The sequence below is a fragment of the Mycobacterium sp. 852013-50091_SCH5140682 genome (assembly GCF_001665685.1).
Taxonomy (GTDB): Bacteria; Actinomycetota; Actinomycetes; order Mycobacteriales; family Mycobacteriaceae; genus Mycobacterium.
Window position 1 is genome coordinate 159,918 of the sequence record NZ_LZTB01000130.1, and the last position, 12,338, is coordinate 172,255.

General features: G+C 63.9%; 9 protein-coding genes and 2 pseudogenes. 5 read left to right on the forward strand and 6 right to left on the reverse strand.

Going from position 1 to position 12,338, the window contains the following annotated elements:
- Positions 1-2: 2 nt before the first annotated feature.
- On the reverse strand, positions 3-695 hold the full coding sequence (locus tag A5784_RS35360) for a type 1 glutamine amidotransferase domain-containing protein (RefSeq protein WP_064949506.1): 693 nt from the start codon (positions 693-695) through the stop codon (positions 3-5).
- A gap of 280 nt (positions 696-975) precedes the next feature.
- On the opposite strand from A5784_RS35360, the gene A5784_RS35365 reads away from it, so the two are divergent.
- The 5 genes and pseudogenes from A5784_RS35365 (at position 976) to A5784_RS35375 (ending at position 8,571) form a co-directional block, all read left to right on the forward strand.
- Positions 976-3,759, forward strand: coding sequence for an ATP-binding protein (locus A5784_RS35365; protein ID WP_064949507.1), 2,784 nt, complete (start codon positions 976-978; stop codon positions 3,757-3,759).
- Positions 3,760-3,866: 107 nt separating this feature from the next.
- A complete protein-coding gene (locus A5784_RS38020; protein WP_286159458.1) occupies positions 3,867-4,151 on the forward strand; it encodes a sigma factor in 285 nt (94 codons plus the stop codon).
- Positions 4,087-4,563 (forward strand): annotated as a pseudogene (locus A5784_RS39935) (AAA family ATPase); the annotation flags it as partial. The gene A5784_RS38020 and the pseudogene A5784_RS39935, both read left to right, overlap by 65 nt.
- A 207-nt stretch (positions 4,564-4,770) precedes the next feature.
- A complete protein-coding gene (locus tag A5784_RS35370) occupies positions 4,771-6,849 on the forward strand; it encodes a helix-turn-helix domain-containing protein (RefSeq protein ID WP_232006375.1) in 2,079 nt (692 codons plus the stop codon).
- A 9-nt stretch (positions 6,850-6,858) separates the two neighbouring features.
- The gene (locus tag A5784_RS35375; RefSeq protein WP_064949508.1) at positions 6,859-8,571 is read left to right on the forward strand and encodes an MOSC and FAD-binding oxidoreductase domain-containing protein; all 1,713 of its coding nucleotides are present in this window, start codon (positions 6,859-6,861) and stop codon (positions 8,569-8,571) included.
- A gap of 22 nt (positions 8,572-8,593) precedes the next feature.
- On the opposite strand, the pseudogene A5784_RS35380 reads toward A5784_RS35375, so the two are convergent.
- From A5784_RS35380 to A5784_RS35400, 5 genes and pseudogenes are all read right to left on the reverse strand, one after another.
- Positions 8,594-8,776: pseudogene (locus A5784_RS35380) on the reverse strand (acetolactate synthase large subunit); the annotation flags it as partial.
- A gap of 145 nt (positions 8,777-8,921) precedes the next feature.
- On the reverse strand, positions 8,922-9,869 hold the full coding sequence (locus A5784_RS35385) for an aldo/keto reductase (protein ID WP_064949510.1): 948 nt from the start codon (positions 9,867-9,869) through the stop codon (positions 8,922-8,924).
- A 60-nt stretch (positions 9,870-9,929) separates the two neighbouring features.
- Entirely contained in the window at positions 9,930-10,574 is a 645-nt protein-coding gene (locus A5784_RS35390; RefSeq protein WP_232006376.1) for an isochorismatase family protein, read from the reverse strand.
- A 180-nt stretch (positions 10,575-10,754) separates the two neighbouring features.
- On the reverse strand, positions 10,755-11,348 hold the full coding sequence (locus A5784_RS35395) for a TetR/AcrR family transcriptional regulator (RefSeq protein WP_064949512.1): 594 nt from the start codon (positions 11,346-11,348) through the stop codon (positions 10,755-10,757).
- A gap of 25 nt (positions 11,349-11,373) precedes the next feature.
- Positions 11,374-12,333 (reverse strand): aldo/keto reductase, encoded by a 960-nt coding sequence (locus A5784_RS35400; protein ID WP_064949561.1) that lies wholly within the window; start codon positions 12,331-12,333, stop codon positions 11,374-11,376.
- Positions 12,334-12,338: the final 5 nt, after the last annotated feature.

A 12,338-nucleotide genomic window follows, 5' to 3' on the forward strand; every position in this document is an offset into this window, starting at 1 on the left:
GTTCAACCCAGATCTTTGGCAAATGCCTGCGCCAGCGGACCCGCCGACGCAGGATTCTGACCGGTGTACAGGTTGCGATCGGTGAGGATGTACGGAGCCCACATCGGCCCCTTGCTGAAGTCGACATCCAACTTTCGGACCTCGTCCTCGGCTGTCCAGCGGGCCCGGGTGCGCAACCCCACGGCGTCTTCTTCTTCGTTGGTGAAGCACGTGACCTTATAGCCGGCGAACGGGGAAACGCCTTTGCGTCGCGTGGCCATCAGGGCCACGGGCGCGTGACACACGATGGCCAGCGGCTTACCCGAGGCCAGCGCCGAAATCAGTAACCGGCCGGAGTCAGCGTCGTCGTAGAGGTCCTGCATCGGTCCGTGACCGCCCGGATAGTAGACCGCGTCATAGTCGTCGACGCGGGCATCCGAAAGTTGTATCGGGCGGCGCAGTTCTTCTGCCGCACGCAGAATCTCTTCGAATTTCGTCGCCAATTCCTGATCGCCGGCCATCTCTGGGCGCAGGCTGACGAGGTCGACATGCGGTGCCACCCCGCCTGGGGTCGCGACCACGATTTCATGTCCCGCACCGGTCAGTTCACCGTAGGGTGCGGCGAACTCTTCCGCCCAGTAACCGGTCATATAGCGGACGCCGTCGGCCAGCGTCCAGTAGCTCGCACCGCTCACCACGAATAGCACCTTGGCCATGGAACTCTCCTCGTCTCTGCCCGTCGTTACTTACGGATTCCGGTCCATGAATCGTCGGCGCTCGGGTCGCCGCGACGCGCCCGTATGAATCACTGGCCTTCGAGAACTGACATCGTGCTCACACACCGCCGCGCGAACGGCCAACCGGGTTCGGTGCGGAAATCGTCCACACTGCAAGGACATGGCCGCGACGCCGTCCCAGGAACTGAGAGCAGACTTAGTATCGCTGGTGAATTCAAGATCAGAGCTGCGGCGGCCCGGTTGGAAGGGGTTCAGTTCTATGGCTCGACACGACGGACCAGGGCATCTACTTGGTCGCCACGCTGAGTGCTCCAGGTTGGATTCGTTGATCGCCGACCTCAAAGTCGGCCAAAGTGACGTCTTGGTGCTTCGCGGTGAAGCTGGGATCGGCAAAACCGCGTTGCTGCGCTACCTGACTGAAGCCGCATCTGGCATCTCGACGATGCGTTGCTCAGGCGTCGAATCCGAGATGGAGTTGCCTTTCGCCGGCCTACACGAACTGTGCGCGCCACTCCTCGAGCGGCTCGATCTACTGCCCGCCCCTCAGCAGCGGGCACTGCGCAGCGCACTGGGATTAGAGCCTGGCGACAGTCCTGACAAATTCTTGGTGGCGCTTGGGGCGCTCGGCCTCATCGGCGCAGCATCAGAACTCGGGCCGTTGCTGTGCATCGTCGAGGATGCCCACTGGCTGGACCAGGCGTCGGCGCAGGTGCTCGGGTTCATCGGCCGGCGGCTTCGAGGCGAGCCCGTCGGTCTCGTGTTTGCCGCCCGCTCACCGGTATCGGAGCCGGATCATCTGATGGGCATCCCTGAACTTCGGATTGACGGTGTTGACAACCAGAGCGCGAGCGCCCTGTTGGAAACCGTCGGCGGTCTCCAGATCAGCGAGACGATCCGAGCCCGGATTCTCGACGAGACGAGAGGCAACCCACTAGCCGTATTGGAACTGGGGGCGCGAATGATGACCGCCGAATTCGCCGGCGGTTTCGCGGCCAGTGACGGACCCACACTGACTGGCCTGATCGAGGACGAATATCGCGTGCGCCTCGCTAGCCTGCCGCACGATACCCAGCGGCTGCTACTGCTTGCGGCTGCGGATCCCGTCTGCGATGCGCGGATGATTCAGCGCGCAGCGGTGCACCAAGGTTTAAGCGTGGACGCGATAGACGTAGCAATAGAAAACGGAGTGCTGTCAGTCGGATCGTCGGTGCGATTTCGACACCCGCTGATGCGCTCGGCGGTCTACCGTGGCGCAAGCAGTGAACAACGTCGCGCCGCGCACCAGGTGCTGGCCGAGGTGAGCGACGCCGAGTTGGACGCCGATCGCCGGGCGTGGCATCGCGCCTATGCCGCCGCCGGTCCCGACGAGCGGGTAGCAACGGAACTGATCAATTCAGCGACTCGCGCACAAAGCAGAGGAGGCTACGCGGCAAACGCGGCGTTCTGGGATCGCGCGGTCACGTTGACACCGGATGTTGCAGATCGTTCATCGCGGGCGCTCGCTGCAGCACAAGCCAAGTTCGCCGCCGGCGACCTTGAATCCGCGGCACGGCTGCTCGCTCAAGCCGAAGACGCGCCGTTGGGCGAACTCGACCGAGCCGTCGTCGAATTGCTCAAAGCCCAAGTAGCTTTCACACAAATGCCGGGCAACGCGCCGGCGCTTCTCCTGCATGCAGCCAACTTGCTTCGGGAAGTCAACGTCGACTTCGCACGCCTTGCTTACCTGCAGGCAATGATCGCCACGGGTTGGGCTGGACGGCTCGGGGACCGCGAGGTGCGGTTGGCCATCGCACGCGCGGCGCAATCCTTACCAATCGACTCAGCGCCCACCGCCACGCAGCTGCTGACCCGCGGCATCGCCACCTGGCTCGCTGATGGCTATGTGGCCGGGGCGCCACTCCTCAAGTCTGCGATACGTCAACATCTCGACGATTCACCCGATCCGGACTTCGTAGGTTTTTCGTTCCGGGTCATGGCGATAAATCTCGGTGATGATGATGCGTGGCACCAGATGATCGCAGGCCAAGCGAAACTCGCGCGAGAGCGCGGAATGTTGAGCTGGCTCCCTTTCACGGTTGACGGTCCGGCTGAGTTCGCCATCCAGTCAGGAAATCTCAGTCAGGCAGAGGTACTGCTGCTCGAAGCAGGCCTTATCGATCCCACCACCACCGCCGCGACCACGCCGCGAATCGCACTACAAGTGGCTGCGTGGCGTGGTGACGCAGCTGGTGCTCAAGCACCGATACAAACATTGACCGAGGCGGCTACAACACAGGGTCACGGTTTCTTACTCGGCTACGTCGACTACGCGAAATCGGTGCTGTTCAACGGCCTGGGGGACCATGCGGCTGCTGTTGAGGCTGCACAACGAGCCAGCGCTGACGCGGATTGCGTGCCTTTTCCACTGATGGCGTTGTCTGAATTGATCGAGGCAGCTGTTCTCGATGACCAGCCAGAATGCGCCTGCGCCGCGGCCGAAAAATTGTCCCGAGACGCCGCGGCCAGCGGCACCGCTTTCGCGCGGGGCAAGGCCGCGCACGCCCGCGCGCTCATTTCAGACGGCGAAGAGGCCGCCGCGAGCTATCAGGAGGCCATCGAGCTCCTGAGCGAGACGCGCATGGCGATTCACCTGGCGCGCGCACGCCTTGGCTACGGCCGATGGCTTCGCGGGACCGACCAGAAGGCAACCGCACGCCAACAGCTGCGACTGGCGCACGCGGATCTCGCTGCGATGGGCGCTGCCGCGTTCGCCGAACAGGCCCGACGGGAGCTGCAAGCTACCGGAGAGAAAGCGCAGCGTCGAGCCGCACCAGGCAGCGCAGACCTGACGCCGCAGGAAGTACAAATCGCTGACCTCGCGCGCCAGCGACGCACCAATCCAGAGATCGGGGAGCAGCTGTTCCTCAGCGCGCGCACCGTCGAGTGGCATCTACGTAAGATCTACAGCAAGCTAGGGATCTCTTCTCGCCGCGAACTCGATGAGGCTCTCGTGCGTCGCAGCAGCCACCCTCTGGAGGATTCTCCGCCAGACGATCGGGTCTAGCAGACCACACCGCGTGCGGGAACAACGGGACGTACCCGTCGATTACCCAGGCGCGAGAGTACGTCAGTGGATCGAAAATCGTCGTCCATGACCGCCGTGCACGACGGCTGACGCTCAACGATTTCGATGCCGACGACCTGGTTCAAGACGCGATGTTGAACGCCTACAAGTCATTCCATACCTTCAAGCACGCCACGAACCTTCAGCCCGACCTTGGAATATGCTGTGAAATGGCGGTCAAGGACTGCGCTCGTCGTAAACTTGCAGCGGGTTCAAGATCAGGCCGGTGGAGACACAGCGGCGAATCGCTCTGCGCGAGGGGTGATCATGACCGATCACGACTCGCTAAAACTCAACGCGCAACCCTTGGTTGGCCGAGGCGCCGAGCGTAAGCGACTGGACTCGGCGCTCGCCCAGGCTCGACGTGGTCGCGCCGCAGTGCTCGTGCTGCGCGGAGAAGCAGGCATCGGTAAGACCGCATTGCTCCAAGAGCTCGTCAACGACGCACCCGACGTGACCGTACTACGTTGCGCCGGAATCGAATCGGAGATGGAGCTCCCGTTTGCAGGACTGCACGAGCTGTGCACATCGCTGCTCGACGGCCTCGACGAGCTGCCCGATCAACATGCGCACGCGATCCGGGTTGCGCTGGGACTGGAGACCGGGGAGCGTCCCGACAGGTTCCAAGTGGGGCTGGGCGTGCTGGCGTTACTCGCTACTTCATCCGAACGGCGACCGCTGCTCTGCATCGTCGAGGACGCTCATTGGCTCGATCAGGTATCTGTCCAGGCACTTGCCTTCGTCGGCCGTCGCCTGCTGGCCGAGCGGGTGGCCCTGATCTTCACGGCCCGGGAGCCGGTCGCACAACCCGACCGACTCCTCGGATTGCCCGGGCTACGGATCGGTGGGCTCGACCAATCTGCGGCAGGGACGGTCTTGGACTCTGCGGGTGGGTCGCGCATCGATGCTCGGGTGCGGTCACGGATCATCGCTGAAACGCACGGAAATCCATTGGCGCTGCTCGAGCTTGGAAGCCGGATTGGTTCCGGCGGTTACGCCGGGGGCTTCGCCGTCGCAGACCAAGCCAGTTTGGTGGAGCGCATCGAGAGTGAGTATCTGGCCCGGTTAGCAGGGTTGCCTTCAGACACCCAGCAACTGATGCTCTTGGCCGCTGCGGATTCGGTGGGCGAGACCGCACTAATCGGACGTGCTGCGAACACGATGGGCATCAGCCTGGGCGCTGCTGACGCCGCCGTAGAGACGGGTCTGCTGACGATCGGCGCGTTGATCGTCTTCCGGCATCCATTGCTCAGGTCGGCGGTCTACCGAGCCGCCGACGCGGAGAGTAGGCGGCTGGCTCACGGTGCGCTGGCCAACGTGCTCGACCCGGCCATCGACCCCGATAGGCGAGCCTGGCATCGCGCGTACGCGGTGCGAGGTCGCGACGAACAGGCCGCCGCGGAACTCATCAAATCGGCCGGGCGCGCGCAGGCGCGCGGCGGGGCCGCGGCTGCGGCGGCTTTCTGGGAACGCGCCGTGGCGCTTACCCCATCGCCTCGCCTACGCACGTCTCGTGCCCTCGTCGCATCCCGTGCCAAGTACGCGGTGGGAGATCTCGACGGCGCCGATCGACTACTGGCCGAAGCGGACTTTCAAGACGAAGTCGAGCAGGCTGAAGGTGAACTTCTCCGCGGCCAAATGGCTTTCACACGTCATCGCGGTGGTGTGGCGCCGACGATCCTGGAGGGTGCGGCCGCGCGTTTCGCCGCGCTGGGTCATCGCACAGCCTGCGAGGCCTACATGCAGGCTTTGATCGCCTCCAGCTACGGCGGGCCGCTCGGTGACGCCGGAGTGCGCGAGCGGATCGCCCGCGCCGCGCTGGCGCTTCCGGTTGATCCTGAGCCGGTCCCAGCGCGTCAACTTCTCGTTCGTGGTGCGGCCACCTGGATGGTGAACGGCTATGCGGCCGCGGCCACGATCCTGAAAGAAGCGGTGCGCCAGTATCGGAGCGAGCCGCCTGATCCCGGCTTCGTTGGGTTCGCGATCACCGTCGTGACCATGCATCTTTGCGACGATGAAGCCTGGCAGGCGATGGCCGCGACGCAGCTAGATCTGGCTCGTCGCAGCGGAATGTCGATCTGGTTGCCGTTCGCTGTGGATGCGCTCGCCGAGTTCCTGGTTCTTGCGGGTGATTTGACGCAAGCTGCGGAGTTGATGCGCGATGTGGACCGCCTGGATCCGACGATTGCGGCGGCCGTGTCTCCGCGCATTGCGATGGTGATCGCGGCATCACGCGGTGATGCGCAGGCCGCAGAAGGTCTCATCCGCGACATGACCTACTCGGCCACCCGGCGGGGTGAAGGATGGGTTCTGACGAATGCCGAGTATGCGAGAGCTGTGCTGTACAACGGGCTCGCCGATTACGTCCGCGCTGCCGATGCCGCCGAGAAGGCCAGCAAGTGTCTAGGTTTCGAGCCCGCGTACACGGTTCGGGCGTTGTTCGAACTCGCCGAGTCTGCCATTCGTTGCGACGAGCACAAGCGCGCCCGGGAAGCAGCAGCACAGCTACGGGTCATCGCCGAGGCAGCGGGCACGAATTTTGCGTGGGGGATGGCGCTGCGCAGCCAGGCGGTAGTGACCCAGGATGAGAGCGCCGAGGGCCTCTACCAAGAGGCGATCGAGCGGCTCACCAAGACTCGGATGGCGGTGCACCTCGCCCGCACCCGCCTGAGCTACGGAGAATGGCTGCGCCGCAGGAATCGGCGTATTGACGCACGCACCCAACTGCGGCATGCCCACACAGCGCTGGACGGGATAGGCGCGAACGGCTTCGCGGAGCGCGCGCACCGAGAACTGCAGGCAACCGGCGAGCGGGTGCGGCGGGGAGCGGCTGCCACAAGTTCCGAGCTGACTCCACAGGAGGAGCAGATCGCCGCCTTGGCACGCGAAAGGCGTACGAATGCCGAGATCGGCGCGCAGCTGTTCCTGAGCGCCCGGACCGTGGAATGGCATCTGCGCAAAGTTTTCGCCAAGCTCGGCATTCGCACCCGCCGAGAACTCGATGCGGCGCTCGCGGCCCGACGTTTGTGAGGAGACACAGTGCCCCAGCTCCTTTCGGTCAACGTGGGAATGCCCCAAGACGTGCAGTGGCGAGACAATCTCGTGCACACGGGAATATGGAAGTCGCCGGCCAGCGGACCGGTCATGGCGCGGCGACTCAACCTTGACGGCGACGGGCAGGGCGACCTAGCCGGCCACGGCGGCGAGCATCGTGCCGTAATGGTCTACCAACAGGAGTCATACGACTTCTGGAGAGGTCATCTCCGTCGCGACGACCTGGTACCGGGCATCTTCGGCGAGAACTTCACCATCACCGGTTTGGCAGATGACGAGGTGTGCATCGGGGACTGCTATCGCATCGGTGACGCCGAATTCGAAGTGACCCAGCCGCGAGTCACCTGCTTCCGCGTGGGCCTTCGACTCAACGAACCTCGGATGCCGAGTCTGCTGGTCGCCCTACGCCGGCCCGGGTTTTACTTCCGGGTGATCCGCGAAGGAGTTGTCCAGGCAGGTGACGCGATCGAACTCATCCAGCGGGGACAACACGAACTCAGCGTGGCCGACGTCGACGCACTGCTTTACCTGCCCGACCGAAACATCGCCCAACTGCGCAGGATCGTCGACGTTGCGGCTCTCAGTCCTGGATGGCGACAGTCTTTCCGCGAAATTTTGTCCGCGCATGACAGCGGAACCGACCCCACGCCGCCGCAGGTCGGCGAAGAGCCGAGCTGGTCTGGCTTTCGCCGACTCCGCGTGCGCGACGTACACCGCGAATCCCCTCAGGTCATGTCGATCTCGCTGGAAGGAACTGATGAGCAGCCGCTGCCTCGACCGCGGCCGGGCCAGTACGTGACGGTGCGCCTTCCCGAGGCCGGCGACCCCGCGCCGGTGCGCAGCTACTCGCTGTCCGGAGATCCGGGTGCTGGGCACTATCGCATCAGCGTGAAGCGCGATGACCGCGGCAGGGTGAGCCGCTGGCTGCATACCCATGCCCGCGTGGGGACGACGGTTGAGGTCGCCGCACCACGGGGCGATTTCTATCTCGACGACGGCGCGGGGCCGCTCGTCCTGTTGTCGGCCGGTATCGGCATCACTCCCGTCCTGGCCATGTTGTACGCGCTGGCCGCACAACGCAGCAAACGAACGATCTGGTGGTTGCACACGATCCGGAACGCGGCAGCCGAAGCCTTTGCCTATGAGGTTCAGACGCTGACCGACAGTCTCTCTCATGCCTGCCGACGAACTGTCTACACCGAAACCGAGGGGCGCCTGGACACTACCGCGATCGTGGCCCTGGGCTTACCTACCGATGCGACGGTGTTTCTCTGCGGGCCGGAGGCGTTTATGACCGATGCGCAGGATGCTCTCGTCGCCTCGGGCCTCGACGTTGCTCGGATTCGGACCGAATTGTTCGGCTCGCGGTCCGCCGTCCACCCTGGCGTGCAGGACACAGTACACAGCCGTGCACCGCATCCACCGTCGGGTCCTGGCGGTGCCGGCCCGGCCCTGACCTTTGCCCGGAGCGGACTGACAGTCCCTTGGCGCGAGGACTACGCCACGATCCTTGACTTCGCCGAGGCCTGCGATGTCCCCACCCGCTTCTCCTGCCGAAGCGGGGTCTGCCACATCTGCGTCACGGGGATTGTCTCTGGCGAGACCACCTACGTACAGCGACCCTTGCAGTTGCCAGAAGCCGGCACGGTATTGATTTGCTCTGCGGCGCCGAAAACCGAACTGGTCCTTGATCTGTGACGCTCATGCTGACGTGAGCGGACTACCTTGCCTCGTCGAGCTCACCAAGGCGGTCGGTGAGGCGCAGATTGTCCGAATAGTCGACCGGGCACGCGATGACGGATACACCGTCGGCACCCAGAGCGGCGCGCAGCGTAGGCAGTAGATCATCTGCCGCGGTGATCCGGTAGCCGGTTGCGCCGAAGCTCTCCGCGTAGGTACAGACGGGCCATCCACATCTTGAGCGCGCCGGTGTCCACCGTTCGGTGGCGAAACGCTGTCCTGTCATCGACGATGCACAGGCCTGATGTTCTCCTCGACCGGAATGCCAAAGACCAGCGAAACACCCTCCGCCTCAAGACACTCGATCATCAGCTTCCTGCCGGGACCTCGCGAAAGCCCGGTTCGCCTGCATCGACCACTGAGTTGAATCTGTGCCGCGTAGTCAGCTGCTGGCTGATGCGTTCTACCGCTTCGTCGGGAAGCGCTGTGACATCGAAGTTTTCACTGAGCCTGGTGTGGCTGACGGTGGAGGTGAGCACCGCGCCGCCGCGTTGGATCCCCCAGGCCAGCAACACCTGAGCCGGTGTCTTGCCCAACTCGCGCGCAATCGTGACAACGACCGGGTCATCGAGAACGCGTGGCTCGAGCGCATGTCCAAGCGGAGCGAAGGCGAGCAGCACGATGTCCTCGGACTGGCAGTACCGGTGCAGATCCCATTGTGGATGGTAAGGGTGCGACTCCACCTCCACCACGGCCGGTTTGATGCGTGCCGATGCGACGACCCGGCGGACGCCAGGGGTGTCGATGTCAGAAAGACCGATGGCACGGGTCAAGCCCTCATCCACCAGCGCTTCCATCGCCGCCCACGTCTCCTCCAAGGTGACGCCGTCATCCTGGATGACGCGACCGGCCTCGTCGCGAGGGTCCTGATCGTCGCCGGGCGCGAAGGCGAAGGGTGTATGCATCAGATATAGGTCAACGGCGTCTAACCCGAGGCGTCGCAGGCTGGCCTCCAACGCTGGCCTGACCCGCTCGGGCCGGTGATTGTTGTTCCACAATTTCGTGGTGATGAACACGTCCTCGCGGGCGATCGTGCCGTCGGCGAACAGATCTCGCAGCGCTAGCCCCACGTCGGCCTCGTTGCGGTAGCGCTCCGCAGCGTCCAGATGCCGGAAGCCCGCCTTGATGGCCGCCGTGACCAACTCGCGGGTACGTCGACTGTCAGAAATCAATGTTCCGAAGCCCAGGGCCGGCATGCGACCTGCGCTGTGGTTGAGCGCGATCGTCTGCTCTGCTGGACGCGTGACTGCAGTCATGATGTTCCTTTCAATGGTGCTGACGGAGAAACGGAATCGGTTGGTGTGAAACGGTTGTCGTTAGGCTGCAGAGCCGGATCGGTTGTCGCCTGCCAGGAAGGCCATCGCCTGATCGGTTGTCCAGACGGCACTGGCCAGATAGCGAAAATTCACCAGCGCCGCCAGGTAGCCGTCGCCCTCGGGCAGTCGGGGGCCCGCTGTGGCGTCTTTGACCACCGCGACTTCGAATCCCTGCTCGACAAGTTCCCGCAGGTGCCCCTCCACGCAGAGATTGGCTGCCATTCCCGCCAGGATGACCTGACTCACGCCGCGCTTGCGCAGCTGCAGCACGAGGTCATTGGACTCCGGACCGACGATCTTGTGAGGTGAAGTGATCACTGTTGCGCCGTCATGGATGTGGGGAAGGTATTCCGGCAGGAAATCTGCCCCTGAGCCGGCGAATCCTTCGAGCGTGTAGGCCCCGCCGCGCGCGAACATGCCCACCGAGCCCATGAATTGCTCGAGCGGATCGCCGAAGTGCCATTGGTTGTCGGTGGGGTAGAAGTAGTGCGGAGAAATAGCGACGGTGATACCGGCAGACTTCGCCGCCGCGAGCAGCGCCGCGATGTTTGCGACGGTCCCGTTTTCCCGGATGCTGTCACCGAACACCGCCCAGGACACCCCATCTGGGCTGAGGAAATCGATCTGCGGGTCGGTGATGACCAACGCTGCACGCCGGAGGTCGAGTCGGAACCCTGACCGGGGAAGCGCCGGATCGGTCGGTTCGTCGGCGGCCGAGTTGAGTGTCATCTGACGGGTCCTTTCGGTCAATGCGATACCACGATAATAACTGACCGGTCGTCTATTAACAATGCCGCCAATGAGTGGTGAAGAGCACAGCCGCGGTCAGGCTGCGAGCAGTGCGGGAATGGTGATCGATTCGAAGCGGTCATACGGGCGCCGGTCGCGCACCACCTTCGCCCGCAACGCTGCGCCTTCCCACGCTTCGATCAGAGTCGCCGCGATTTCTGTGGCGTCGGTATCGGTGCGGATCCCGTAGGTGGCGGTCTGGCCGAGCCGGACGCAAGACGCGAGCGCTTCGTCCCAGCGATCCAGGATCCGGGCCAGCTCGATGCGCGCCGGTTCACTGGAGCCGCCCAACTCCAACGAGAGGTTGCCGACCAAACATCCCAACAGGAAATCGCCGGCCTCGTGATCGTCTGCCAACGCGTGGAAGAACGCCCCGATTCGCTGCGGGGGCGGCTCGGACGTATCCAGCAGTGGAAAGAGACGGGTTTCAATGTCAGACCAATAGTGGCGGAGAACGGCGGCCGCGAACTCCTCCTTGCTCGGGAAGTAGGCGTAGAAGGAGCCTTTGGGTACCCCGGCCGCGTCGGTCATGTCTTTGACGCCGCTGGCGGCGAAGCCGTGGGCGTGCACCAGAAGCAGTCCTGCATCGAGCAGACGCTGGCGAACAGCGGGATTGGGGGGACGAGGCATGCCGCAATCATAGTCGGTCGGTCACTTATGTTGCTTCCGTCGGCGTGTCTGCCCTCGGGATGAAGCCCGGTACGCCGGTCGTCACCACCGAGTTGAACCTCACGTTCGTCGTGATTTCGGACCGGATGGCAGACATTGCGTCGTCGGGCAAGGCCGAGATGTCGAAGTTCTCCCGAATGCGCTCTGCCCGCGTCGAGGTGGTGAGGTAGGCGGTGCCCCGTTGAACGGCCCAGGACAGCGCGACCTGCGCCGTGGTCATGTGCAGGTCGGTTGCAATTGCCGTGAGAACAGGATCCTCAAGCAGATTCGGCGATGATGCGTGCCCCAGCGGCGCAAACGCCAGCACCACGATGCCCTGCTCCCGGCAATATTCGAGCAGTTCCCACTCCGGTAGGTAGGGATGGGATTCAACCTGCACTACAGCCGGTTTGATTCGTGCCACCGCGACAATCTCCTCCAGGTCCGGCAAGGTGATGTCAGACAGACCTATCGCTTTACAATTGGCGTCCTCGACCAGGCGCTCCAACTCCCACCACGTCTCTGCCAGGCTGACGTCGCTGTCGTAGATCACCTGCCCGGCGTCGTCGCGCGGGTCTGGGTCGTCGCCCGGCAGGAAAGCAAACGGCGTGTGGATGAGATAGCAGTCCAGATAGTCGAGCCGAAGTCGCTTCAGGCTTGCCTCGAACGCCGGCCTGACCCGGTCAGGGCGGTGGTTCGTGTTCCATAACTTGGTTGTGATGAACAGATCGGAGCGCTGCACCTGCCCAGCGTCGAGAGTCTCGGCGATGGCTTGGCCGACTGCGTCTTCGTTGCCGTAGCGCTCGGCGCAGTCGAAGTGCCGAAAGCCGACGCTCAGCGCTGTTTTCGTCGCGCGGAGCGTGTCAGAGGGATCAGGTATGAGGGTGCCGAACCCGGCGGCAGGCATCGCGCCGCCACCGTGCGCCAGCGGCAACCTCGTGAAATTGAGCTTTTCTGGACTGGACATCGCGG

What these genes read in the sequence shown, in the direction of transcription:
- A5784_RS35360 (WP_064949506.1), bottom strand. Translation starts at nt 695, where the DNA reads ATGGCCAAGGTGCTATTCGTGGTGAGCGGTGCGAGCTACTGGACGCTG.
- A5784_RS35365 (WP_064949507.1), top strand. Translation starts at nt 976, where the DNA reads ATGGCTCGACACGACGGACCAGGGCATCTACTTGGTCGCCACGCTGAG.
- A5784_RS35385 (WP_064949510.1), bottom strand. Translation starts at nt 9,869, where the DNA reads ATGACTGCAGTCACGCGTCCAGCAGAGCAGACGATCGCGCTCAACCAC.
- A5784_RS35395 (WP_064949512.1), bottom strand. Translation starts at nt 11,348, where the DNA reads ATGCCTCGTCCCCCCAATCCCGCTGTTCGCCAGCGTCTGCTCGATGCA.
- A5784_RS35400 (WP_064949561.1), bottom strand. Translation starts at nt 12,333, where the DNA reads ATGTCCAGTCCAGAAAAGCTCAATTTCACGAGGTTGCCGCTGGCGCAC.